Here is a 23,911-nt window from a genome sequence, read left to right on the forward strand (position 1 = left end):
TCTTGCACGAGGCTGGCCCGCCGACTACGCTTGACCGGCCAAGGGGTTGGCATCCGAAGGGGCTCAAGGGATGACGCGGGCAAGGGCAGTGTTGGGAATCTCGGCCGCATCGATGCTGGCCGCGCTGATGCTTTCACCAGCCTTCGCCGATCCGGCGGCCGCACCTGCCGGCGGTGCGTGGGCGGAACGCGTGCAGGTACTCTACCAGGCTGAGACGCGCTCGGTGCTGCGCAAGACGGTCCGGGTATGGGACTTCCATCCGGAAAAGAACCTCGACTTCGTCTGGGAGCCGGCGGCGGGCCAGTCGCCCGACCGGACGATCGCCGAGGACGGCACCATCAACGGCAAGGGCCGGCTGGTCTGGCGTGTGCGCGGCTCGGCGAACTACGATCCGAAGACCATCTATTCCAGCTACTTCGGTGATGTCAGGAATGGCCGGCCCGACGGGCAAGGCCGGCTCGAGCTGCGTTCGGGCGAGGTTTTCGACGGGCACTGGCTCGCCGGCGTGCTCGATGGAACAGGTATCCATGTCGATGCCGATGGCAACCGCTATGAGGGTCGGTTCGTCAACGGCATCCCGAATGGCGAGGGCCGGCTGCTGTCGACCACTGGTGAAATATTCGTAGGCTCATTCGTCGAGGGCCTGAAGAACGGCAAGGGCCACACCCGGCTGGCCGGTGGCACGGTTTACGAGTCGCAGTGGGTGATGGGCAAGGAGATTGGCGGCTTGCGCCCCGACGTTCTGGCCGATGCCCGAGTCGGCGGCCTCATCAAGGCGCAGGCTGGCGGAGGCGATGCGGACAAGGTCGAGATCGGCGTCGTGGTCGACCAGCGCATGACCCAGCAGGCCGACATGCAGTACCAGCATCTGGTGCGCTACGAGGACATCGCGATCTATCCGCAGGCGGAGGAGGACAATGACAGCTGGAACGGCACCGGGCAGATCACGACCAACAATGTCTTTGGCAGCAAGGACTGGGACGACGCGCCGGCCTTCGCCGAGGTCGACCTCAAGACGACGGACCAATCCAGGGTCAAGCTTGACAGCATGGAAATGAAGGTCGCGTCGAGCGATGCCTACCGCAAGCCGATGCTGTCGATATCGGAGCATTTCGGCTGTGTCGGCTTCCGGCCGGATTTCTCGATCATCAACAATGGCTGGGGCGACGCCAAGGACATGAAGATGTCGATCCAGTTCACAAGCGTGGACGAGGATGGCAACCCGACCGGCCAGCCAAGCCGCATGTTCAGCAAGGACATCGGCAGTTTTGGCGAGGGCGTCGACGTATCGATCAAGAGCGTGCTCACCGAGGCCGGGGTCGACACGGCCAGCCTGGAGACGGGGCGTTTTCCCTGTCCATCGGTGGACAGTCTCAATGTCTGCCGCAGCCAGCTTACCAACAAGATCAAGTTCGGCGAGGTCGCCGACTATCTCGGCAACATGCAACAGGCGATGACGCTGAATGCGATCGGCAAGTTCGACTATTCCTGGGCGGATGACGAAGGTCATGTCTATCAGAAGAGCGAGCCGTTCCGCGCCTCGGTGACCATGGCGGTTTTCGAGACCCCGGAATCGATGGCCGAATGCGGCGATGGCGGTGGCGGCACGCCGGAAGCGATGCGCTACCAGAACATCAAGTTTCCGATCGGCAAGCACGACTACACGATCGCCATGCCGGTGCGCGGCAACAAGAACGTCAGCGCCTACACGGCGCGGCTGAAGATGTGGTCGTCTATGTCGTCGATCCACAGCTTCAGCATCGCCGCGCATTTTGCCGACGGCAGCGTGCGCGAGAGCAAGCCGGTGACCTTTTTCTATTTCAAGCCGAAGCGGTCGCTGTTCGAGACCAGGACCGAGCCGGCGTCTTGTTACCTGCCGCGCGATATGGTCGGTTGCGGCTAGGGTATGTTGGTATTCAGCCGGCCTGCAAAGGGTAACTATTTGCGGCCCGTCTCGAAATAGTTGGGAAGCGGAATGAGCCTTGTGAAGATCGTTCCCTGGGCGAAGACACGCAGTTCCAGCATCGATCCTGATGACCGTTCCGCATTTTGGTCGAACAGGAAATTGCCGAGCGAATAGACCTCCGCCACATCGCCGCCGGCGAGCGGGACGATCGCCTCGCTCGACACATGCGGATGGCCGCCGACGATGGCCGAGACGCCACGCAGCCGCATCTGGTCTGCAAGCATGTCCTCGCGCGCCGATGGTTCGGTCTTGTATTCGCGGCCCCAGTGAACGAAGGCGGCCACCGGCCGCGCGGCATTCTCGTGCAGCAGCCGGTCGAGCAACGCCGGGGTGAGCAAATCGGTGTTCTTCGAACCATTGGTGTCGATGTCGGTCAGGCCGACAAGGTCGAGATCGGCAAGGGCCAGCGTCTCGCCCTGGCCGAAATGCGGGATGCCGGCTTCATCCAGGGCGCGCAACGTCTCGGCATAGCCTGATGGGCCGAGATCGTATGCATGGTTGTTGGCGAGCCCGACGCCGGCGACATGCAGCCTCTTCAGCATATCGACAGCCAGCCCTTCCGGCATCGCCAGCGTCATGTCGTCGATCGCTTCCGGCACGTTGGGCAGGACGACGCCTTCGAGATTGACGATCAGCGGCCGTGATCCGGTCAGGGCCAGCACGCTGTCGACGATCCGGTCGGCAACACCGTCGCGGACCAAGATCTTCTTCATGGCGCGGCCGAAATTCACGTCTCCGGCCAGATAGTTAATCCGGTCCTTCGGCCGTGCCGGGTTGTTGAAGCCGGGACCGAAGGCTCCGAACAGCGCCACCACATAGCTGGTGGTCCGCTCGACATAATCCGACGTGTGCTCCTGTGAGTTCTCGTTGGCGACGACCAGCGGCTGGGCACCGAACAACTCGCGCTGCAGCCTGGTCTGGATGTAGAGCGCGCCGACGGAATCGGCATGATCGGGCTGACGAAGTGCGGCTATGCCGTCGAGCGACCCGGCAGCCAGCATGTTCAGCGTCTGCTGGTCGAAGCGGCGCGCATCGTGCTGCGGCAGATAGTGCGAGAAATCGGTCGATTCGACGATCAGCGTGTCCTGGTCGACAATCGGCTTCAGGGCCTCGGCCAACCTGTCCCAGTCGCCACGCCGCGCCTTGACCGACATTGCCACGGGCACGATTTTCGCCTCGGGAAAATAATGGTGCAGGAAGGGCAGCATGGCGCGCACGCCGTGCTCCTTGTCGAACAGGCAGGACTCCTCGATCATGTCGCTGTTTGTTTCCAGCCGGCGCACGGCGTTGGTGTCGGCGGCGACCGGGCCAAGCACGGTATCGAAACCATGCAGCGTGGTGGCGTAGAGCTTGTGCGTCTTGTGGAAATGGTCCGGCGACAGGATGATGATGCGCTTGTAGCGGAAGCCGGACGCTGCCCGAAACCCCAGCGCCACCAGGTCGGCGGCCAGCAGATGATGCGGCACCGTGATGCCGGTCAAGCGCTGATTGGAGGGCTCGACATTGGCGACGCTGGCAATGGCATTCTTGAACAGCGTGGCATCGTCGTAGAAGGGCGGAAAGTTATCGCTTCCTGGCGGGCAGACGACAGGTGCGGCGTATGCCGCGCCGCCAACGATCAAGGACAGGACGGCGATCGTCAGCAGGCGGGCGATCATGGCTCGGCGAGCACGATGTTCTCCACGCCGCCGACATAATAGAACGGCTTTTGCCGCGACGACGTCAGCCGCACCACCTCGCGCGAAATGAAATCGGCAAGTCCGAACAGCGTGACGCCGCCGTCCGACGTCCTGGCCTTTCCACGCAGGCCTTCGAGGATCGAATAGGTGAAGACGCCGTGGCCAAGTTCCGGCAGTTCGGCGGCGGTGTTGTTGGCGGCGGTGGCGGAAAACACGACGATGCGCGCGTCCTGCGCATCCTTTTCCAGGCGGGGATTGAAGGCGTTGGCGGCATGGCAGGTGTCGAGCAGCATGAAGCGCATGCCCTTGGCCCGCTCGACCGATTTCTGGATGTCCGACCAGTCGACGAGCGAGGAGCGCTTCCAGCGCTCGGCATCCTGTTTGCGGCCATCGGTCGGGATGAAGTAGTAGTCCTCGTCGATGTTGATGCCGTGGCCGGCGACGAAGATGATGGTGGTGTCGTGCTCGCCCGGTCTGTCGAGGAAATCGGCGAGCTGATCGTCGATCGTGTGCGAGTCAGGCTCCATGATGCCGTCGGCACTGGCGATGGTGTAGGTCTGTTTGGCCTTGTCGGGGGCCTCGTCGAGCGCCTCGCGGTTGACCAGCACCAGCGATTCCATCGAGGAGAACAACGGCGCCGATTTCTGCGCAATCACCTTGAGGAACTCGGTGGCGTCGTCGACGGGGTAACGCAGGTCGCAGGCGTGGCCAGAACAGGCGTCGGTCAGGAACGGATATTTGTCGACACCGATGACCGCGACATAGAGCTTGCCCTTGGCCTCGGCCTTCTCGGTTTTCCTTGCCAGCGCCGTCACGCTGCGTTCGGTCAGATAGCCATACTCGTTGGTGCCGGTGATGCGGATGGTGTTCTGGCCATTCTCGACCGGCACCTCGACGATGGTGCTGTTGCCGTCCACCGCGCGGGCGGTGACGTCGCCGACATTGCGGCTGTTCGACAGGATCGAGAAGCCGGCGACATCGGTCCCGGCTTCCTTGGCACCTGATATCTCGACGGCGACATAGCCGTCGCGGACCTTGCTCTGATCGTCGGCAAGGCGAATGCCGAACTCCGGCGGCTTGCGCTGCAGCAGCTTCTGCAATTCGTTGTCGACGCCTGGCCGCATCTCCTTGACCGCCTGTCTGGCGCTGCGCAGGATGATCGCCCGGCGCACCATTTCCGGGCTCCAGAGATATTTCTTCAGCTGGCCGGCGCGGATGAAGCGGCCTTCATGATCACGGCCCTGGTTGACCTGCCAGCCGATCAACTTGTCGCCTTCATCCGAGGAATAGTAATAGCCCTGCGGCATCCAGGCGATCCATTGCGAGCCGGCAAAGAACATCGACACGATCAGCTCGTGTGTTTTCAGGTTCCACAGCCTGAGCGTCTGGTCGGCGCTGCCGGTGACCAGCAGGCCGGCCTTCTCCGAGGCGACCATGGCGTTGATTTCACCGGTGTGCCCGGTGAATTCGCCAGACACTTTCGCGGTTGCCGTCCGGTATTCGAGCAATGTTCCATCGCTGCCGCCGGTGATCAGGCCAAGCCCGTCATCGATCAACGTATAGGCGGAATGGCCAAAGCCGTTGGTGGCGTCGTTCTCGATGCTGCGCACCACCTTGCCGCCATTGGCGATCTCCAGCACCGCGTTCTCCAGCGCATCCTTGCCGCCCGTCGTGGCGTGCAGCGACCACTGGCCGTCGGCGAGCGCGGCACGGGCGAACGAGCTCGGCTCAGCCAGCGGCTGCGGATCATCGAAGAAACGCTCGGTGGTTGGCAATTCGAGCTTCTTGTCGAGCGCGCCCTGTTGTTCAGGACAGGCCACGCGAGCGGGACAGGGATTGGCGTTGCCCCAGGCGATGATGCCGTTCGCCGCGTCGAAGCCAACCGCCGTCACCGGTTCACCCAATCCCTGCAGCAAGGCCTTGCGCTCGCCGGTCGCTGGGTCCCAGACCTGGATGGCGTTGCGGGCGCCGCCGGCCGTCGCCACCAGCGAGCCATCGGCGTTGGCGGCACTGGCATGGACGGTGCCGTCGTGGCCGGAGTAGTCGAGTGTCTTTTCGCCGGTATCGGTGTTCCAGACGGTCGAGCGATGCTTGTCGGCGCAGCGATAGCCGCAGGAGGCGACCAGCCGTGATCCCTTGGCGAAGGTCAGCGAGCCGATGAGAAAATCCTGCTTCGGCAGGGCACGCGCCAGCGAACCGTCCGCCGCGTGCCAGAGCTGGACAAGCCCGTCCTTGCCGCCGGTGGCAAGCAGGCTGCCGTCCTGCGAGGCGGCGAGCGCCATGACGCTGATATCCCTCAGCGGCTCGGCCTCGGCCGGCAGCGCGATCTCCTCGCCCTTCACGACATCCCAGAGCCGGATGCCGTTGTCGGTGGTGGTCGCCGCCAGCCGGGTTCCCGCGGCGGCGAAGGCAAGCTTGTCGATGTGCCAGGAATCGGCGTCGAGTTTCTTGTCCAGGGTCCAGCCGGTCGCTGATTTGTCGTCCGGCCGCCAGAGATAGACGAAGCCGTCGGCTCCACCGGCAGCCAGGGTCTTTCCGTCGGGCGAGAAGGCAAGGTCGTAGGTCGCGTAGTCGGCGGCCTTGAGCACGGCCCTCATCTTGCCGGTGGCGAAGTCGAACAGCCTGATGTCGCCATAGGGCGGCTTGTCGCCGAGACTGGGGCCGAAATAACCGCCGGCGGCGATCGTCTTGCCATCCGGCGACACCGCGACCGCGAAGATCTTGCCGTCGCTGCCATTGCCGAGATAGCCGCGGATGGTGCGCAGCGTCACCCCGCTCCGCCAGTCCCAGATGCGGATGGTCTTGTCATCGGATGCCGAGACGAGGTCCTCGCCATCGGGCGTGAAGGCGAGATCGGTGACCTGAGCGCTGTGGCCGCCGGTGTCGAGGTCCAGATGGAAGTCAGGCGCCTCTTCGGCGCTGACAGCAGATGCGACAACAAGCGACCCCGCCATGGCCAGCCAGCGGCAGACGCGCACAAGGCGGACGCTGATCTCGGCTTTTCCCATGGCTATTTCGCTTCGGCCGCGGGCGAGCCATTGCCCACATAGGTCTCGATCGGCAGGGCAAAAGTAGGGGAACCTGCCTTGCGCTGCTTGTCGACATAGCCGGCAAAATAGCTCCAGAACGAGACGGCATAGTCGCGGAAATAGGCATCGCTCACTTTGCGCGAACACAGATTGCCGTCGACGCAGAAGGACAGGCGGTTGAGGAAATAGACGATGCGGTCGAAATTGTCGCTGAAATCGGCGAGCGGCATGTCGCCACCGGAAGCGGTCATCGCCTCGATGCCGATGCGCTGCCGGAAAACCTGCTCCTCGGTCGGCGACGGGTTGGCGCTGAGCAGATTGTCATATTTGACGTTGAGCGCCGCAAGACGATCCTTCAGGGCACGCTGCGCCTGCTGGTAATCCTTGGTCTCCCAGAGCTCGACCAGCGACATGGTCTGCTCGACGCGCTTCTGTTCCTGGTTGGCCAGGAACTGGTAGATCGAGAACATCAAGGTGAAGATGATGGCGAACCGCACTGCCATGCCCGACCAGGCATAGACCAGCATGCGCCAGTCGCGGTCGGTGAAGGGGTTGCTCTCCTTCTTGATCTCGTGGCTGCTCGGCCAAGGGAAGCCCTCGGTGGTCTCCGGCAACGCCTCCTTCGCCGGTGTCTTTGCGGTCGCGGCCGGTGCTGCTTGCCTGGTGGTGCCCGCCGGCTTCTTCATTGGCAGCTGTCCAGTTTGATGGTCGCCGAGGGATCAAGCACGATGCCGGGCGCCTCCAGCTGCTTTTTCAGGCAGTCGAGCTGCGGGCGGGAAATCATGAACTGCACGTCCGGCTGCTGCACCGCCTTGGTCGGTGACGGCAGCGCCTCGACCACGCCGCGCGAGGCGCAGCTGCTGAGGTCGACCACGACAGCGTCGCTGCTGCTTTTGGCGATCTGGTCGTACTGATCGAGAAAGCAACTCGCCAGTTCCGAGTTGGTGACGATCTGCTTGGCGCACAGGCCGCAGGTGTCCTCCGCCGAGGCGTTGGCGATCAGCAACAGGCCGCCTGCAAGTCCGGCAACCGTTCCGCGCCAGGAAAAAACAATGTTCTTCAAGACCGATCCTATCTGCTTCATCTAGCCGCTGTGCGCCATGGCCGCGGCGGGAATGTTCTCATATCGCGCCAATCGCGCAAGAGCCGGCCCTTTTGCCGGCATCCGCTCAGGCGCGCGGCACCGTCTCCATCGGGAAGATCATCACCGCGCCCTTCGGGCCACTCTTGTCGGCAAGCCGCATCACCGACCGGGTGGCCGGCGCCATGCCGATATCGGTCAGCATGTCGGAGAAACTGGCGGGCCCCAGCCCGCGCGTCTTCGATGCGACGCCATCCTGCGCCAGGAAGCTCAGATCCTCCTTCTCGCTCTCGGGCGGCGCCTCGGTCAGCACCGCGATCATCCTTTCCATGCCGAAGCTGGTGTCGGTGAAGGCCAGCAGCCCTTCCTCGAGCGTGGCCTGCGGCGCGAGGCGCTCGGCAACGATGTGGGTGATCGAATAGTCGCTGCCGACATAGAGCACGTTGATGTCGACCAACTGGTCCGAGCCGTTTTTCGCCAGCACATGCACCTCGTCGCCCGGCGAGACGCGCGGCACCGCCGAAGCCTGCAAGGGTTCGAGACCGTCCTTGTCACGGCGCTTGACCTGGAACTGGACGTCGACGTCCTCGGGCTTGTAGTCGGAGGCCGCGGCCAGCCGCGAGAGCCCGGTGGCGCGGAAGATGGTGCGCAGGTTCCTGGTCGTGGCATCAACCAGTTTCTGGCGGTCATCCATGTGGATGATGATCAGCGGCGGCTTGCCGCCATCCTTCAGCGTCACATCACCCGATGCCGGCAAAAACCACAGCGCCGGCTTGTCGGTCGCGTCCTTGGCTGCGCCGGCAATGGCATTCTCGCGCATCACCGCAAAGCGAAGCTCGGCGCTCTTGCCCGCGTCGACCAGCTCGATGTTGAAGCCGGTCTCCTTGGCTGCCGCCAGCTCGTCCAGCATCGAGTTGACCAGCGCGGTTTCCTTCTCAAGCCCCCTGGTCGCCGCCGGCCGCGCGACAGTGAGCTTGTAGTCGACGGCGATCTCCGCCACCCGCGCATAGGCATTGGCTGGAATGTCGGCCACCTTCAGTGCCGGCTTGTTGTCGAACGCCACCGGCTTGACACGGCTCTCGAGGTTCTTCGCCGATTGCACTTCGAGAAAGCCGACCGCGTCGGAAAGCGACGACAGCGCCGACGGCAGGATGGCGAGCTTGCTGCCAGGGGTGAGGCGATGCAGCAGGCCGGCGCCGATCGTCGCCTCGCCGTCCTTGATGACGACAGGCCACTGCATGACGGCGTCCGTCTTGTCGGTGCCGAACACGCGCGCATCGAGCTCTCCCTCGAACAAGGGGGTCGGCCGCGTGCGGCTGTCGGCCGAGTATTGCTGCAGCACGGCCTGGCCAAGCTGGCGATAGGTGACGTTGGGGTTCTCGGCCAGCTTCGACAGGATGGTGAAGGTGAACAGGCCGAACCGTGGTGCGTCCGTCGTGCCCTTGGGCAGCGGCATCTCCGGTGTCGTCTCGACCGTTTGCGCGGCATAGAAGGCGACCAGCTTGCCCTTGGTGATCGGCTCGCCGCCGGTCGGTGTCAAGTTGAAGGCGGGCTTGCGTGTGCCGTTCTCGTCGACGCCGCGCGACCCGGCGGCGGATGTCATCTCCTCATAGGCCTTGATCGCGGCGGCCCGCTCGGCCTCGCCTCCGCCAACCAGGTCGGCGAACTCGACCTTGCGCTCCATCTCGTCGTCGACCTCGACAGCGCGTGTCGCGGTGCCGGAATGGCAGCAGTCGAACACAGCCCAGACGAAAGCGCCCTTGTCGCGGATCGCATCGAGCGCGGCGCCGATCTCGTTATCGACCAGCGCATTCGGCACGCCGGCATCGCGGTTGATCCATTTGTCGATGTCGACGGGCAGGAAAATCTCGTCGAGTCCGTCGGTCTCGTCGCCCTTGACCCTCTCCGGCTGCTGGGCGCCGTGGCCGGACAGATGCAGATAGACGAAATCGTCACGCCGCACCTTGGCGGCGAGGTCGGCGAGTGCCGCCTTGATCACCGCATGGGTCGGCAAGCCACTGGCGCCGGGCACATCCTTGGCGAGCAGCGTGACATTCTCGGGTGCGAAGCGCACCGGATCGGGCACGTTCTTCAAGAGATACTCGTGGACCAGGCCGGCATCGTTCTTCGGCCCGATCAGCCAGTTCCTCTGCGGCAGGTTCGGATATTCGGTGCAGGCAACCAGCAGCGCATGGTAGGTGCGCGAAGCGGCCAGCGCCCGAAACGAAACCGTGCCGGCCGCCATCAGCGCCGACGTGCCAACAAGCAGCGTCCGGCGTGTCAATTTGATCATGTTGCTTCCCCAAGCCCGATCGAATTTCCCAAGCGAGGCCACCCTCGTCGAGGATTTTGTCAGTATTTTGAATGTCGCCCCGCCATCAACCTACCATCACCATTGTGCCGGCGCGCCATCGAATGGTCCGGACAGCAACAGAAGAGTAGCAAAGGCGGCGGTTCGTCGCTATCTGAATAGGCTCAGGTCGTCTGTATGCGCAAAATGGCCTGCGGATGGCGCAAGGCGGGTTGGAACAGGATCATGGCGGCAAGGGATGTGCTGACGAAGAACCAGCTGTGTGTGCTCGAGAAGCTCGAGACCGCCAGCGGGCCGCTCAGCGCCTATACCTTGCTCGACCAGCTTCGTGAGCGGGGTTTTCGGGCGCCATTGCAGGTCTATCGGGCGCTCGACACGCTGGTGAAGTCCGGCTTCGTGCACCGGCTGGAAAGCATCAATTCCTTCGTCGCCTGCGCAGAGCCACATGACCACAGCCATTCGATGACCGCCTTCGCCATCTGCGACACCTGCGGGCAAGTGACCGAGATGTCCGACCACGATGTCGGCCACCAACTCGACGAGTGGGTGCGCTCCACCGGCTTTGCGGCCAAGAAGGCGGTGATCGAATTTCGCGGCGTTTGCGCGAAATGCCGGGCCGAAGCGGCCTGAAGCCCATCCCAGGGTCTGCGCTCCGCTTCGCGTCGCTCCGCCCTGGGATGACGAACCAAGGCTAATGCGCCTCGTCCCAGTTGTTGGCGGCGCGGGCGTCGACATGCAGCGGCACCGACATCGATACAGCCGGCATCGCCGCGTTCTCCATGACATGGCGCACGACGGGGATTGTCGCCTCGACTTCGGCCTCGATCGTCTCGAAGATCAGCTCGTCATGCACCTGCAGCAGCATGCGGGCGGAGAGCTTGGCTTTTTCCAGCGCCTCGTCCATGCGCACCATGGCGCGGCGGATGATGTCGGCCGCCGTGCCTTGCAGCCGGGCGTTGATGGAGGCGCGCTCATTGAACGCACGGACCGAGGGGTTCGAAGATCTTATCTCAGGGTAGTGGATGCGGCGGCCGAAGATCGTCTCGACGAAGCCGTGCTCGCGGGCATAGGCCTTGGTCTCCTCGATGTAGTCACGGATGCCGGGGAAGCGCTCGAAATACTTCTTGATGTAGTTGCCGGCCTCCTCGCGCGGGATCGACAGCTGGTTGGCGAGGCCAAAGGCTGAAATGCCGTAGATGATGCCGAAATTGATGGCCTTGGCGCGCCGGCGTATCTCCGAAGGCATGCCCTCTACAGGCACGTTGAACATTTCCGATGCGGTGATGGCGTGGATGTCGGCACCATCGGCGAAGGCCTGCCGCAGTTGAGGGATTTCGGCGACATGGGCGAGCACCCGCAACTCGATCTGGCTGTAGTCGGCCGAGACCAGCCGGTTGCCCTTGTCGGCGATGAAGGCCGTCCTGATCTTGCGGCCCTCTGCCGTGCGCACCGGAATGTTCTGCAGATTCGGGTCGGAGGATGACAGCCGGCCCGTCGTCGTTGCGGCAAGTGCGTAAGAGGTGTGGACGCGCCTGGTGTCCGGGTGGATGAAGCCGGGCAGAGCATCGGTGTAGGTCGATTTCAGCTTGGTGAGCTGGCGCCAGTCGACGATCTTGCGCGGCAGTTCGTGGCCCTCGGCGGCAAGGTCTTCGAGAAGCTGCGCCGAGGTCGACCACTGACCGGTCTTGGTTTTCGAGCCGCCGGGCAGGCCCATGCGGCCGAACAATATATCGCCGAGCTGCTTGGGCGAGCCGATGTTGATGCGCTCGCCGACGAGTTGATAGATTTCTTCTTCGAGGCGAGCGGCGCCCTGCGCCAGTTCACCCGAAAGCCGCGACAGGATCTGCCGGTCGACCGAGATGCCGCGCTGTTCCATGCGTGCCAGCACTGGCACCAGCGGCCGCTCCAGCCGCTCATAGACCGACACCAGCCCCTTTGCGGCAAGCCGAGGCTTCAGCACCAGCCAGAGCCGCAGCGCGACATCGGCATGGCCCGCTGCGTAGGCGGTTGCCTTGTCGATATCGACCTGTTCGAAACCGACGAAGCTTTTTCCGGAACCAGCCAGCTCCTTGAGCGGGGTCGTCGCGTGGCCAAGCCATTTCTCCGACAGCGCCGCCAGGCTGTGCCCGCCTGACGTGCCGGCGTCGAGCACGTAGGAAATCAGCATGGTGTCGTCGAAAGGTGCGACATCAATGCCGTGACGGCTCATGACGACGAGGCTGGATTTCAGCTCCTGCGCGATCTTGAGAACCGATCTGTCCTCCAGCAGCGGCTTCAGCAGCGCGAGAGCCTCGCGGACCGGGACCTGGTTCTCGAGCGCGCCGCCGCCGAGCAGGTCGCCGCTTCCGCTCTTGTGGGTCAGTGGCACATAGGCGGCGCGGCCGGATGCGGTGGCCAGCGCGAAGCCGATGAGTTCGGCCTGCATCGGATCGGAAGACGTGGTTTCGGCGTTGAAGGCGACGATGCCAGCCTCCTTCGCCTCGGCTATCCATGCCTTCAGCGTTGCCGCGTCGCGGATGGCGATATAGGCGCTGGTGTCGATCTTGCGGGCAGTCGCGGCCTCGAGCCGGAGCGCGGCGAGCAGGGAAGGGGTATCGCCGGCCTTGGGTTTTTCAGCCGTCGGCGCCTCGTCCGCCATGCCGTTTTCACCGGCCCGGTCAGGTCGCGTCTCGGCGGCACTGGACGTTCCCGCGCCGAGATCCGGACCATGCGCCGAGTCAGCGCGTTCGACGGTGACGGCGACAGCCTGGACATCGCCAGCCTCGGTTCCGGTCGCTTCCGCCACGCGGCGGGTCAGCGAGGTGAATTCCATGGTCTTGAGGAAGCCGATCAGCTTCGGTCCGTCAGGCGCGTGCAGGACGAAGTCCTCCAGCCCCTCGGCCACCGGAACGTCTTTCTTGAGCGTCACCAGCTGGCGCGAAATGCGCGCCTTGTCGGCGTTGGCGATGATCGATTCCCGCCTTTTGTCCTGCTTGATCTCGCCGGCGCGGGCCAGCAGCGTGTCGAGGTCGCCAAACTGCTCGAGCAGTTGCGCCGCCGTCTTCGGCCCGATGCCGGGCACACCGGGCACGTTGTCGACGGAGTCGCCGGTCAGCGCCTGCAGGTCGACCATCTTTTCCGGCGGCACGCCCCATTTCTCGATGACTTCGGGGATGCTGATCTGGCGGTCCTTCATCGGGTCGTACATGCCCACCGTGGCGCCGACCAGCTGCATCAGGTCCTTGTCGGAGGAGATGATGGTGGTGTCGCCGCCCGCTTCGCAGGCAAGCCTGGCATAGGTCGCGATGAGATCGTCGGCCTCATAGCCCTCGATCTCCACGCATGGCAGGTTAAACGCCCTGGTCGCCTGGCGGATCAGGCCGAATTGCGGGATCAGGTCTTCCGGTGGCGCCGAACGGTTGGCCTTGTATTCGGGATAGAGATCGTTGCGGAAGGTTTTTGATGAATAGTCGAAAATCACCGCGAAATGCGTCGGCACAATACCGACATCGGTGTTGCGGGCATCCAGCATCAGCTTCCACAACATGTTGCAGAAGCCGGAAACGGCACCGACCGGCAAACCGTCGGATTTGCGGGTCAGCGGCGGCAGTGCGTGATAGGCGCGGAAGATGTAGCCGGAGCCGTCGACAAGGAAGAGATGATCGCCTTTTTTCATGTCGGCAGGGATAGCGCGGGGCCGGCATCGCGTCCACTGACAAGGCTGGTTTTTTGCTGCCGTCCGGCTTCGCGCATGGCAGTCGCGACTGACAGCGAGTTGACAGGTCCGCGTTGCTAGTGGGGCCCGTAGCCGGTCCTGCGGACGGAACCGGTCGACAACCGGAACCCGAGGTTAAAATATGATTTCACTGCAGCATGTTCATCCTGTTCTCGTCCACTTCCCCATCGTCTTCTTCCTCACGCTCGCTGCGTTCGACATGATCGCTGCATTTCGCGGCAAAGCGGTGACCGGGCGTTCATCCGCGGCAAATGCCTCGACCGGGTTGGCCCTCCTGGCCGGGCTTTCCGCCATCGTCACGTACTTCTTCGGCGATCTGGCACTCACAATTGCCGAGAATGGGGGGTTCTCGAGCGAGATCGCCGAGATTCATGAAAGTCTCGGCATGGCCACCGCGACTGCCTTTGTCATCTGGGCCGCCGTGCGTGCCTTTCTGTGGTGGCGCGACATTCGCTTGAGCGGCCGGCTTGCCGCGGCGGTGCCCGCCTTGGAATTTCTGGGCGCGGCACTGGTCATGACCACCGCCTACTATGGCGGCCAGCTGGTCTATGAACTTGGGGTCAATGTCGCCCACGCCGCTGGCTGACCCGCAGCGTTCACGTCCATGTTACAAAAGTGTAATTTTCGCGCCCTTGAATCGCCACGTTCAAAGACACAAATACACGTCATCGGCAGTTTTCGCCGAAGTCCGGAGTAAGGCCCGTCCCCCGCCTATACCGGGCAATTGCGGCAGCCTATCCCCCCTCTCCGGGCTGCCGCATCGTTTCGAGTAGAAGGCCGCCGTGGTTCCCTCTCCACCACGGCGGTCTTTTTTTTCTTTCGCCAGGCGTTGCGGGCCGTGGTCCAACGGTCTCGGGCTTTTCGTTTTCCCGGTCTGCCTTTACGGTTCCGGCACTGAATCGAAAGGCTTCGCAAATGTCCGCAGTTTCCCCCGTCCTCGATCGCCTCGACAAGAACCTCGACCAGAGCCTCGAACGGCTGTTCGGCCTGCTCAGCATCAAGTCGATCTCCACCGATCCGACCTATGCCGCCGACTGCCGCAAGGCCGCCGAATGGCTGGTGGCCGACCTCAAGCTGATCGGCTTCGACGCCAGCGTGCGCGACACATCAGGCCATCCGATGGTCGTTGCGCATCATGACGGACCAGCCGGTTCGCCGCATGTGCTGTTCTACGGCCACTACGACGTCCAGCCGGTCGATCCGATCGAATTGTGGGAAAGCGATCCGTTCGCGCCAGCGATCAAGGAGGTCGAGCCCGGCCACAAGGTGATCACCGGCCGCGGCTCGGCCGATGACAAGGGCCAGTTGATGACCTTCGTCGAGGCTTGCCGCGCCTGGAAGCAGGTGCATGGCAGCTTGCCGTGCCGCGTCACCATCCTGTTCGAGGGCGAAGAGGAATCCGGCTCACCGTCGCTCAAGCCGTTCCTCGAGGCCAACGCCGACGAGCTCAAGGCCGACTTCGCGCTGGTCTGCGATACCGGCATGTGGGACCGCGACACGCCATCGATCTGCGTCGGCCTGCGCGGGCTGGTCGGTGAGGAGATCACTGTGAAAGCCGCCGACCGCGACCTGCACTCCGGCCTCTACGGTGGGGCGGCCGCCAACCCGATCCGTATCCTGACCAGGGTGCTGGCCGATATCCATGACAAGGATGGCCATATCACCATCCCCGGCTTCTACGACGGTGTCGAGGAAACGCCGTCGCAGATCCTGAAATCCTGGGAGACGCTGGGCGAGACGGCCGAGACATTTCTTGGGCCTGTCGGTCTGTCCATCCCGTCCGGTGAAAAGGGCCGTTCGGTGCTGGAACTGACCTGGGCGCGGCCGACGGCCGAGTTCAACGGCATCATCGGCGGCTACACCGGCAAGGGTTTCAAGACGGTGATCGCGGCGGAAGCCTCGGCCAAGGTGTCCTTCCGCCTCGTCCACAAGCAGGATCCAAAGAAGATCCGCGCCGCCTTCCAGACATTCGTCAAGGAGCGCATTCCGGCCGACTGCTCGGTCGAGTTCCATGCCCATGGCGGCTCGCCGGCAATCCAGCTTTCCTACGACTCGCCGTTCCTGGCCAAGGCCAAGAATGCGCTGTCCGACGAATGGCCGAAGCCGGCGGTGACGACGGGCAGCGGCGGCTCTATTCCCGTGGTGGGCGATTTCCAGACCTATCTCGGCATGGAATCGCTGCTGGTCGGATTCGGCCTCGACGACGACCGCATCCATTCGCCCAACGAGAAATACGAGCTCAACTCCTTCCACAAGGGCCAGCGCTCCTGGGCGCGCATTCTCGACGCACTGACGCGCTGAAGCGGCGGGACCCTCGTTTTCCTGTTGATTTTTCGACGGATCACGGCGAGGACGGACCCCAAGATCAAAGCGTTCCAGCGTTCCTTGCATGTCAGGGACGCTTGAGGCTCGACCGGAGAAGACAATGGCCGACATCCGTTTCCACAAGAATGACCTGCCCGACCTTTCGCACTACGATGTCGGGGCGGTGGCCATCGACACCGAGACGCTCGGGCTGAACCCGCACCGCGACCGGCTGTGCGTGGTGCAAATCTCGCCGGGAGACGGCACAGCCGACGTCATCCAGATCGCGCCCGGCCAGAAGAAGGCGCCGAACCTGGTCAGCTTGCTCAGAAACCGCAGCATAACCAAGCTTTTCCATTTCGGCCGTTTCGACCTCGCGGTGCTCTACAACGCGTTCGGGGTGATGCCTGAGCCGGTGTTCTGCACCAAGATCGCCTCGCGGCTGACCCGCACCTACACCGACCGGCACGGGTTGAAGGACATCTGCTTCGAGCTTCTCGGCGTCGGCCTGTCCAAGGCGCAGCAATCGTCGGACTGGGCCGCCGAAACACTGTCGCCCGAGCAGCTCGAATACGCCGCTTCCGACGTGCTCTATCTGCACCGGCTGCGCGATGTGCTGGCCGGGCGGTTGGCGCGAGAGGGGCGGACAAAGGAGGCTGATGCCTGCTTCCGCTTCCTGCCGACGCGTGCCAAACTCGACCTGATGGGCTGGGACGAAGAGGATATCTTCGCCCACAGCTGACGGCCCTGGCGACCTTCTGCCGCCGATGGCCGGTTTGGAACCAGATGCGAGCCGTCGCGTTCTGTCGGCTCAAAGGGGATGACATGGCGGACAGAAAACCGATAGCGACCGCGCCGACCGACGGCTCCAGGGTCACCGTCACCTGGAAGGACGGCGACGGCGTCATCAACGAATCCATCGGGCAATACCGCGACGGCGGCTGGTGGGTCTACACCGACAGCCATACGCAGAAGAAGGTCGAGCCGACCAACTGGCGCCCTGCCGCAAGCGACGATGATGATCAATGAGCGCGCCGCTGGCGAGGCGGGCTGCTTTCGAATAGCCTGAGACCGTTGATAACGAGGCCGATTCGGAGCTTTCCGCTCTGCCGTCGCCCTCTAGCTCGGAGGAAATCGTTATGGCTGTCGAAAGCCTTCTCGTGTTCATCATCATCGGTGCCATCGCCGGCTGGCTCGCCGGTCTCATCGTCTCGGGTTTCGGCTTCGGCCTGATCGGTAACATCATTGTCGGCATTGTCGGCGCGTTCATCGCCGGCTGGCTTTTTCCGCGGATCGGCTTCTCCATCGGCGGCGGCATTCTCGCCTCCATCATCCACGCAACGATCGGCGCCATCATCCTGCTGGTGCTGGTCAAGGTCCTGAAACGAGCGTGAGGCTCGACGAAGAAAAGAGCGCGCCGTGAAGCAGAACACACTCTATCTCGTCATTGGCGCGCTCGTTGTCGCGGTCATCGCGCTTGGCATCTATGTCTATCGCGAGGAAAGCAAGCCCAAGGGGGTCGAGCTCAAGATCGACGACAAGGGCATTTCCATCCAGCAGAACTGACGGCATGGCCGGCGCCGCTATGGCGCCGAGGGTCTCGACAGGGGTCTCAGCTGATCGCTCCAGACGTTACCGTGCCTGTTGAAAAACACGAATTCCGGCCCGAGATTCAGGGGCTGCGCGGCGTTGCCGTCGCTTTCGTGGTGATTTTCCACCTCTGGCCCGCGGCACTTCCCGGCGGCTATGTAGGGGTCGACGTTTTCTTCGTCATCTCGGGCTTCCTCATCACCGGCTTGCTTGCCCGCATGGCGATCGCCGATGGCCATGCCTGGCTGATCGCATTCTATTCACGGCGGGTGCGGCGACTGCTGCCGGCGGCGCTGCTGGCCCTTCTCGCGACGCTGGCGGGAACGCTGGTCTTCCTGTCCAGGGCGCGGTGGGAAGAAACGGCAATCCAGGTCGCGGCCAGCGCGCTCTATGTGCAGAACTGGCGACTTGCATGGCAGGCGGTCGATTATCTCGCAGCGGAGGAAGCGGCGAGCCCGGTACAGCACTACTGGTCGCTGTCGATCGAGGAGCAGTTCTACATCGTCTGGCCGTTGCTGATGGCGGCAACCATCTGGCTGGCTCGGCGCCTGGGGCAGTCCACGAAAGGCGCTTTGCTGGCGGCGCTCTTCCTCGTTTTCATTGGATCACTGCTCGCCTCGGTGCTGATCACCCGGACCGACCCGGCCCAAGCCTATTTCGTTACCCACACCCGCCTCTGGGAACTGGCCCTAGGCGGGCTCTTGGCGCTGACGATCGATCGTTTCACGGCGGCGTTGCCATCGCGCGCGGCGATGATGATGATTGGCATTGGCGCCATCGTGGCTTCAGCGCTTTTCTTTTCCGCCTCGACGCCATTTCCGGGCGCATACGCGTTGCTGCCGACGCTCGGGACGGTGCTGATCATTGCGGCCGGCGATATCCGGGTTGGCCGGTTTCGTGGGCTCGACGTCGCCGCGCTTCGCTATATCGGCGACCGCTCCTATTCGATCTATCTGTGGCACTGGCCGTTGATCGTTTTCTATTCGTCACACCGCCCTGCGGTCGGGCTCTTTGCAGGCCTCGGGCTGGTCGTGCTGTCGCTGGCGATCTCACACCTGTCCTACCGATACGTAGAACAGCGATACCGCCGGCCGCGTTCCGACACGGAATGGCGGCCCCTTGTCCACGGTTCGGTCGCGGTCACCGTTTGCGTGGTGGTGTCCGGCGGCCTCGGCTACGCGCTCGGCCGGCATGGCGTCGATATCAGCCTGGTCGGCACACCGAACTACCCAGGGCCGGCCGCGCTGCTCGCCAACGCGGCCGTTCCGCCCGGCGTGGACCTGATTCCGCCGCTGGGCAAACTCAAGAATGACGTGCCGATCGTCTACCGCAGGAAATGTCATCAGCAGCAGGACAGCACGCAGGCCGTCGGCTGCCAGCTCGGCGACCCGAATGGCGCCAGGACCGTCGTCGTCATTGGCGATTCGCACGCCGCGCAATGGATACCGGCCATCGACAAGATTGCCCGCGACCGCAAATGGAAACTGGTCACCTTCACCAAGGCGGCTTGCCCTTTCACCGGCGTGATGGTGACGGACAACGGCAAGCCGTATGAAGCCTGCGCGCAGTGGCGCGACAATGTGCTGGCCGAGATCGGCAAGCTGCGGCCGGACCTGATGTTCACCAGCCAGTCCAACTATTCCAGTACTCCGGAGCCGGCGATGGTTGAAGGTCTGCGCGGCATCTGGAGCGAGTTGAATGCGGCGGGCGTGCACATCATCGCCATCAGGAACACGCCGTTCGTCAAGTTCGACCCCGGCGACTGTCTGGCCGCCAATCCCGACAAATGCGTCACCGCGCGACAGGACGTGGAGGCCAGCAATGTCTTTGCCCTCGCCGCCAAGACGGTGCCGGGGGTCCATGTCATCGACATGAACGATGCCCTCTGCACCAAGGACAAGTGTTCGGCCGTCGTCGGCAACATCATCGTCTGGCGCGACTACCACCATATGACGGCAACCTACGCACTGGCGCTGGCGCCGTATCTGGCAAAGGCAGCGGGTCTCTAGCGTGCGCATGAAGATACCCTCGATCGAGGTCAAGGGCAGCGAAACGGTGCGAGCGGCCCTTTCCGCGATCGGACGGACCGAGGACCTGCGCTTTTCACCGGACAACCGGCTGTTGGCGATTGCTGCGTTCGCGCGCAAACGCTGCCTGATCCTGCGTATCGATGTCGAGATGGGATCGGGCGGTCCGGGAGTCGGAGGCGTTGAAAATTGCCGGCAGGGCAAGGCCATTGCATCGGCGTCGCGACGCAAGAGAGGCCATCCGGCATGGAATTAGAATGACGGATCGACGCTTCAGCGTTATGATACAGGCATAGGGCGTTTGGGGCCAACCAACCTGACCATTAGGAGGTTGCCATGAAGCACCAAACACTGGACCAACTGCATGCAGTGGCCGAGATCAACACGACACAGCCGGTAATGAGCCGAACCCAGCGTCTCGTACGTTGGGCCGAACTCCTTGAACGTGAGCCCAGCCGGCTCCTGACCGCGCTTGCCGGGACCGAATACCGTGCGCTGCCCGAGCGCGATGTCATGCGAGGCGATGGCTCGCCGATATCGGTTGCCTTCACGGATCCCATTTTGCATGACGAGGGTCTGAAAGACGACAGTTATGGCGAAGCCAAGCGGTTCTTCGAACTGACTGACCACCAACTGCACGAGATCGTCTGCTACTGCCATGTCGGCGAGGTTATGCAATCGTCCAGGGCAGCGCTTTCCGTTCGTGCGGCGATTGGGTGACGCATGTCCACCAGGTGATCACCTGGTGACGGGATGATTTAGGGCGCGGTCGAACGCGGAACTGCAACCATTTGCGATCGCGCCCTAACGAGGACCATGTTTGCCAAAGGTTGTCCGTGCAGCGGCCGGCAGTGGCCGGGGGCTTGGCGCCCGGACAAAATCCACGGTTTCTGATCGTTCCATCGCGGTGGGTGCGACCGCTTGCTGGTGCCAAAACAAGAGGCCCCGAACAGAGCCATAACGGCCGGACCCCAGGGCATTTGATTATCAATCGCTTTGAATCTTTCCGACTTAACCCGCCCTTAAATCGCCGCATCTACTCTTCAACCCGACGCCATAGTCACCGGGACAGACAGCACAGCGCATGGCGAACCGCAGGGACAGCCGCATAGAACCCAGTTTCGAGGGACCGCAGCGAGCGAGATCCTCGACAGGTCTTTCGGTGAGCGAGGAGGACCGCGTCGTGCCAAGCAACCGCAAAGCCTCCGCAAAACGCAAGCCGGCCAAGGGGAAATCGTCGCGCGGCGGGCGCGGCAGAAGCCGGCGCGGCCTGTTCGGCGTGCTCGGCCGGCTGTTCTACTGGTGCTTCGTGCTCGCCATCTGGGGTGGCATCGCGGTGGCCGGCATCGTCGTCTATTACGGCGCCAAGATGCCGGCGGCGACGACCTGGTCGATCCCCGACCGCGCGCCCAACATCAAGATCGTCTCGGTCGATGGCCAGTTGCTGGCCAATCGCGGCATGAGCGGCGGCGAGGCCGTCGGCCTGCACGAAATGTCGCCCTACATCCCCGAGGCCGTCATCGCCATAGAGGACCGCCGCTTCTACTCGCATTTCGGCATCGACCCGATCGGCCTGTCGCGTGCGATGGTAACCAACCTGGTTGGTAGGCATTTCTCGCAGGGCGGTTCGACGCTGACGCAGCAATTGGCCAAGAACCTGTTCCTGACGCCCGACCGCACGCTGGAGCGCAAGGTGCAGGAGGTGCTCTTGGCGCTGTGGCTGGAGCACAAGCACACCAAGGACCAAATCCTCGAAATGTACCTCAACCGGGTCTATTTCGGTTCCGGCGCCTATGGTGTCGAAGCGGCTTCGCGGCGTTATTTCGGCAAGAGCGCGCGCGACGTCACCCTGTCGGAAGCCGCATTGCTTGCCGGCCTGCTCAAGGCGCCGTCACGGCTGTCGCCGGCGCGCGATCCAAAGGCTGCCGAGGAGCGCTCGCAGCTGGTGCTTGCCGCCATGCGCGACGAGGGCAAGATCAGTGACAAGGAATTGAAGACCGCGCTCAGCGCGCCGGCGACGCGTTCGCCGTCTTACTGGACCGGCTCGGAAAACTACGTCGCCGACACCATCATGGAAGAACTGCCCGACCTGATCGGCGACGTGCGCGGCGACATCGTCGTGGACAGCACCGTCGACCTGACGCTGCAGAAGCTGGCCGAACAGTCGATCCGCAGGCTGATCGACGAGAGCGGCAAGAAGCTCAACGTCACCCAGGGCGCCCTGGTGTCGATCGACGATTCCGGCGCGGTGCGCGCCATGGTCGGCGGCTACGACTATTCGACCAGCCAGTTCGACCGTGCCTCGGAGGCACGACGCCAGCCGGGCTCGGCGTTCAAGCCGTTCGTCTATATGGCCGCCCTCGAGGCCGGCCGGACGCCGGACAGCGTGCGCAATGACGCGCCGATCAAGATCGGCAACTGGACGCCCGACAATTACGGCGGCAAGTATTTCGGCAAGGTGACGCTGGCCACCGCACTGGCCAAATCGCTGAACTCGGTCGCTGCCCAATTGGCCATGGAGGTCGGGCCGAACGCCGTGGTCGAGGCGGCGCACCGGATGGGCATCCAGTCCGACCTGCAGGCCAACACCTCGATCGCTCTTGGCACCTCGGAAGTGACGCCGCTGGAACTGACCTCGGCCTATGTGCCGTTCGCCAATGGCGGCTACAAGCCGGACATCCATTTCATCCGCCGCGTGACCACCACCGGCGGCAAGGTGCTCTACGACAGCGGCGGCGGCAGCGCGCCGCGTGTCGTCAAGCCCGAGATCGTCGGCATGATGAACTCGATGATGACGGGCACGGTCGAGACCGGTACGGCGAAGAAGGCGGCTTTCGCCTGGCCGTCGGCCGGCAAGACCGGCACCAGCCAGAATTCGCGCGACGCCTGGTTTGTCGGCTATACCGCAAATCTCACCACCGGCGTCTGGTTCGGCAACGATGACGGCACGCCGATGAAGAAGGTCACCGGCGGCGCGCTGCCGGCGCAGGCCTGGCACGAGTTCATGGTCGCCGCGCATCAGGGCGTGCCGGTGCGGCCGCTGCCCGGCACCTGGAAATCGACGCCGGCCGACACCATCGTGCCAGACGAGATACCGTCGGCAGACAATTCGCAGCCGGCACCGGTGCCGTCCGCGTCCGTCGGCCAGCAGGCGCCCGCGGTTTCCGCGGCGCCGCCACCCGCCCCAGTCCGCGTGGCGCGCCCGGCCCAGACCGTCGATGCCGAGGGCCTCGGCATGCCGGAGGACGGCGGCGCTACCGCATCGATCAAGCACCCGGTGCCACCGGGCAGCGTGGGTGGTCCGCTCAAGAAGCGGCAGACCTCGATCCTGGATATCCTCGGCGGCGGTTGATCCGCCTCTCGCCAGCGCGGCGTCATTCGGCTACACCTCCGGCCCGGAGACCGCGACATGCCTGAACTCGACACCAGAAAGACCATCGTGCTGACCGGCGCCAGCCGGGGCATCGGCCACGCCACCGTCAAGCGCTTTTCGCGTGATGGCTGGCGCGTCATCACCTGTTCGCGCCAGGCCTTCGCCGAGGACTGCCCGTGGCCGGCCGGCCCCGAGGACCACATCAAGGTCGATCTCGCCGACCAGGAAGATGTCGGCATCGCCGTCTCGGAAATCCGCCATCGGCTCGAGGCGCATGGCGGCCAGCTGCATGCGCTGGTCAACAATGCCGGCATCTCGCCGAAGCTCAAGGACGGCAACAGCCGCATGGACTCGATCAACACGCCGATGCATGTCTGGCGCGATGTCTTCCAGGTCAATTTCTTCGCGCCGATCATGCTGGCGCGCGGGCTGTTCAAGGAACTGGCGGCGGCCAAGGGTTCGATCGTCAATGTCACCTCGATCGCCGGCACCCGCGTGCATCCCTTCGCCGGCACCGCCTATGCCACATCGAAGGCCGCACTTGGCTCGCTGACACGCGAAATGGCGCATGACTTTGGTCCGCACGGCATTCGCGTCAATGCCATCGCGCCGGGCGAGATCGACACGGCGATCCTGTCGCCGGGCACGGACAAGATCGTCGAGACAATCCCGCTCAGGCGCCTCGGCACCACGGCGGAGGTCGCCGACATCATCTTCTTCCTGTGCTCGCAGCAGGCATCCTACGTGACGGGCTCGGAAATCCACATCAACGGCGGCCAGCACGTGTGAGCCGGTCGATGTTTGTCAATCGTTGACGCTGCCTCCTGCGAGCCCGT

At 63.7% G+C, this 23,911-nt stretch carries 19 protein-coding genes; 13 read left to right on the forward strand and 6 right to left on the reverse strand.

Annotation, left to right across the window (positions count from 1 at the left end):
• Positions 1-70: 70 nt before the first annotated feature.
• Positions 71-1,903, forward strand: coding sequence for an MORN repeat-containing protein (locus OOJ09_RS23025; protein WP_269907411.1), 1,833 nt, complete (start codon positions 71-73; stop codon positions 1,901-1,903).
• Between the two features lie 35 nt (positions 1,904-1,938).
• Here OOJ09_RS23025 and amrB read toward each other — a convergent pair whose 3' ends face one another.
• The 5 genes from amrB to OOJ09_RS23050 all read right to left on the reverse strand — a co-directional run bounded on the left by amrB (position 1,939) and on the right by OOJ09_RS23050 (position 10,048).
• Positions 1,939-3,624 (reverse strand): AmmeMemoRadiSam system protein B, encoded by a 1,686-nt coding sequence (gene amrB, locus OOJ09_RS23030; protein ID WP_269907412.1) that lies wholly within the window; start codon positions 3,622-3,624, stop codon positions 1,939-1,941.
• Positions 3,621-6,653: a caspase family protein gene (locus OOJ09_RS23035; protein WP_269907413.1), complete on the reverse strand. Its 3,033-nt coding sequence runs from the start codon at positions 6,651-6,653 to the stop codon at positions 3,621-3,623. Before OOJ09_RS23035 ends, amrB begins: the two co-directional genes overlap by 4 nt.
• A 2-nt stretch (positions 6,654-6,655) precedes the next feature.
• Positions 6,656-7,360 carry a DUF4760 domain-containing protein gene (locus OOJ09_RS23040; protein WP_269907414.1) on the reverse strand — a complete coding sequence of 235 codons (705 nt, stop codon included), beginning with the start codon at positions 7,358-7,360 and terminating at the stop codon, positions 6,656-6,658.
• Positions 7,357-7,737 carry a hypothetical protein gene (locus OOJ09_RS23045; RefSeq protein ID WP_269907415.1) on the reverse strand — a complete coding sequence of 127 codons (381 nt, stop codon included), beginning with the start codon at positions 7,735-7,737 and terminating at the stop codon, positions 7,357-7,359. The genes OOJ09_RS23040 and OOJ09_RS23045 overlap by 4 nt, the downstream gene beginning before the upstream one ends.
• 106 nt (positions 7,738-7,843) lie before the next feature.
• Positions 7,844-10,048, reverse strand: coding sequence for a caspase family protein (locus OOJ09_RS23050; protein ID WP_269907416.1), 2,205 nt, complete (start codon positions 10,046-10,048; stop codon positions 7,844-7,846).
• Between the two features lie 243 nt (positions 10,049-10,291).
• Here OOJ09_RS23050 and OOJ09_RS23055 point away from each other — a divergent pair, with 243 nt between their 5' ends.
• The gene (locus tag OOJ09_RS23055; protein WP_269907417.1) at positions 10,292-10,696 is read left to right on the forward strand and encodes a Fur family transcriptional regulator; all 405 of its coding nucleotides are present in this window, start codon (positions 10,292-10,294) and stop codon (positions 10,694-10,696) included.
• Between the two features lie 61 nt (positions 10,697-10,757).
• Here the strand turns inward: OOJ09_RS23055 and polA are convergent, their stop codons facing one another.
• Positions 10,758-13,721 (reverse strand): DNA polymerase I, encoded by a 2,964-nt coding sequence (polA, locus tag OOJ09_RS23060; RefSeq protein ID WP_269907418.1) that lies wholly within the window; start codon positions 13,719-13,721, stop codon positions 10,758-10,760.
• 181 nt (positions 13,722-13,902) lie between these two features.
• On the opposite strand from polA, the gene OOJ09_RS23065 reads away from it, so the two are divergent.
• From OOJ09_RS23065 to OOJ09_RS23115, 11 genes are all read left to right on the forward strand, one after another.
• Positions 13,903-14,367 carry a DUF2231 domain-containing protein gene (locus OOJ09_RS23065; protein ID WP_269907419.1) on the forward strand — a complete coding sequence of 155 codons (465 nt, stop codon included), beginning with the start codon at positions 13,903-13,905 and terminating at the stop codon, positions 14,365-14,367.
• 329 nt (positions 14,368-14,696) lie between these two features.
• Complete coding sequence (locus OOJ09_RS23070) at positions 14,697-16,082, forward strand: M20/M25/M40 family metallo-hydrolase (protein ID WP_269907420.1); 1,386 nt, start codon at positions 14,697-14,699, stop codon at positions 16,080-16,082.
• A 124-nt stretch (positions 16,083-16,206) separates the two neighbouring features.
• Positions 16,207-16,827, forward strand: coding sequence for a ribonuclease D (locus OOJ09_RS23075; RefSeq protein WP_256751615.1), 621 nt, complete (start codon positions 16,207-16,209; stop codon positions 16,825-16,827).
• Positions 16,828-16,910: 83 nt separating this feature from the next.
• A complete protein-coding gene (locus OOJ09_RS23080; protein ID WP_269907421.1) occupies positions 16,911-17,114 on the forward strand; it encodes a hypothetical protein in 204 nt (67 codons plus the stop codon).
• Between the two features lie 110 nt (positions 17,115-17,224).
• Positions 17,225-17,479: a GlsB/YeaQ/YmgE family stress response membrane protein gene (locus OOJ09_RS23085; RefSeq protein ID WP_091583325.1), complete on the forward strand. Its 255-nt coding sequence runs from the start codon at positions 17,225-17,227 to the stop codon at positions 17,477-17,479.
• Positions 17,480-17,504: 25 nt separating this feature from the next.
• Positions 17,505-17,651, forward strand: coding sequence for a hypothetical protein (locus OOJ09_RS23090; RefSeq protein WP_256751613.1), 147 nt, complete (start codon positions 17,505-17,507; stop codon positions 17,649-17,651).
• 71 nt (positions 17,652-17,722) lie between these two features.
• Positions 17,723-19,684 (forward strand): acyltransferase family protein, encoded by a 1,962-nt coding sequence (locus tag OOJ09_RS23095; protein WP_269907422.1) that lies wholly within the window; start codon positions 17,723-17,725, stop codon positions 19,682-19,684.
• 7 nt (positions 19,685-19,691) lie between these two features.
• Positions 19,692-19,958: a hypothetical protein gene (locus tag OOJ09_RS23100; RefSeq protein WP_269907423.1), complete on the forward strand. Its 267-nt coding sequence runs from the start codon at positions 19,692-19,694 to the stop codon at positions 19,956-19,958.
• An 80-nt stretch (positions 19,959-20,038) separates the two neighbouring features.
• Positions 20,039-20,422, forward strand: coding sequence for a hypothetical protein (locus tag OOJ09_RS23105; protein WP_269907424.1), 384 nt, complete (start codon positions 20,039-20,041; stop codon positions 20,420-20,422).
• Between the two features lie 364 nt (positions 20,423-20,786).
• Positions 20,787-23,054, forward strand: a complete 2,268-nt coding sequence (locus tag OOJ09_RS23110) for a transglycosylase domain-containing protein (protein ID WP_269907425.1) — start codon at positions 20,787-20,789, stop codon at positions 23,052-23,054.
• Between the two features lie 57 nt (positions 23,055-23,111).
• Positions 23,112-23,864 (forward strand): SDR family NAD(P)-dependent oxidoreductase, encoded by a 753-nt coding sequence (locus OOJ09_RS23115; RefSeq protein WP_269907426.1) that lies wholly within the window; start codon positions 23,112-23,114, stop codon positions 23,862-23,864.
• Positions 23,865-23,911 lie beyond the last annotated feature (47 nt).

It is taken from the genome of Mesorhizobium qingshengii (genome assembly GCF_027563465.1).
GTDB lineage: Bacteria > Pseudomonadota > Alphaproteobacteria > Rhizobiales > Rhizobiaceae > Mesorhizobium > Mesorhizobium qingshengii_A.

Excerpts from the sequence above, each read along its gene's own strand:
- OOJ09_RS23065 (WP_269907419.1), top strand. The coding sequence starts at position 13,903 with ATGATTTCACTGCAGCATGTTCATCCTGTTCTCGTCCACTTCCCCATC.
- OOJ09_RS23035 (WP_269907413.1), bottom strand. The coding sequence starts at position 6,653 with ATGGGAAAAGCCGAGATCAGCGTCCGCCTTGTGCGCGTCTGCCGCTGG.
- OOJ09_RS23070 (WP_269907420.1), top strand. The coding sequence starts at position 14,697 with ATGTCCGCAGTTTCCCCCGTCCTCGATCGCCTCGACAAGAACCTCGAC.
- polA (WP_269907418.1), bottom strand. The coding sequence starts at position 13,721 with ATGAAAAAAGGCGATCATCTCTTCCTTGTCGACGGCTCCGGCTACATC.
- OOJ09_RS23115 (WP_269907426.1), top strand. The coding sequence starts at position 23,112 with ATGCCTGAACTCGACACCAGAAAGACCATCGTGCTGACCGGCGCCAGC.
- OOJ09_RS23085 (WP_091583325.1), top strand. The coding sequence starts at position 17,225 with ATGGCTGTCGAAAGCCTTCTCGTGTTCATCATCATCGGTGCCATCGCC.
- amrB (WP_269907412.1), bottom strand. The coding sequence starts at position 3,624 with ATGATCGCCCGCCTGCTGACGATCGCCGTCCTGTCCTTGATCGTTGGC.
- OOJ09_RS23110 (WP_269907425.1), top strand. The coding sequence starts at position 20,787 with ATGGCGAACCGCAGGGACAGCCGCATAGAACCCAGTTTCGAGGGACCG.
- OOJ09_RS23025 (WP_269907411.1), top strand. The coding sequence starts at position 71 with ATGACGCGGGCAAGGGCAGTGTTGGGAATCTCGGCCGCATCGATGCTG.
- OOJ09_RS23075 (WP_256751615.1), top strand. The coding sequence starts at position 16,207 with ATGGCCGACATCCGTTTCCACAAGAATGACCTGCCCGACCTTTCGCAC.
- OOJ09_RS23040 (WP_269907414.1), bottom strand. The coding sequence starts at position 7,360 with ATGAAGAAGCCGGCGGGCACCACCAGGCAAGCAGCACCGGCCGCGACC.
- OOJ09_RS23050 (WP_269907416.1), bottom strand. The coding sequence starts at position 10,048 with ATGATCAAATTGACACGCCGGACGCTGCTTGTTGGCACGTCGGCGCTG.
- OOJ09_RS23055 (WP_269907417.1), top strand. The coding sequence starts at position 10,292 with ATGGCGGCAAGGGATGTGCTGACGAAGAACCAGCTGTGTGTGCTCGAG.
- OOJ09_RS23080 (WP_269907421.1), top strand. The coding sequence starts at position 16,911 with ATGGCGGACAGAAAACCGATAGCGACCGCGCCGACCGACGGCTCCAGG.
- OOJ09_RS23100 (WP_269907423.1), top strand. The coding sequence starts at position 19,692 with ATGAAGATACCCTCGATCGAGGTCAAGGGCAGCGAAACGGTGCGAGCG.
- OOJ09_RS23105 (WP_269907424.1), top strand. The coding sequence starts at position 20,039 with ATGAAGCACCAAACACTGGACCAACTGCATGCAGTGGCCGAGATCAAC.